1 protein-coding gene is annotated in these 263 nt (G+C 39.9%); it reads left to right on the forward strand.

Translation table 11 applies throughout. The annotated features are described in order from the left end of the window. A partial coding sequence (locus tag P8629_RS12085; protein ID WP_278166358.1) for a hypothetical protein occupies positions 1–263 on the forward strand: 263 nt, incomplete at both ends.

Here is a 263-nt window from a genome sequence, read left to right on the forward strand (position 1 = left end):
TGCAATGAAACCGATAAAAAACTTAGCTCAATACTATGTCGATCTACTTGTTAAATTGGGTATTTTACGTTTTTCAATTTTACTGGCTTTAGCGTTGGTTGCCTTAGCGGTGGTAGTCCAAGTCGGAATTACTCTGGTTTTGAAAGGTTTTGTCGATGACATAGATATTGTACGTTCGGTATTTTTTGGACTATTGATCACCCCGTGGGCGGTGTATTTTTTATCGGTCGTGGTCGATCAGTTGGAAGAATCTCGACAACGTC

Source organism: Hydrogenovibrio sp. 3SP14C1, assembly GCF_029625905.1.
Lineage (GTDB): Bacteria > Pseudomonadota > Gammaproteobacteria > Thiomicrospirales > Thiomicrospiraceae > Hydrogenovibrio.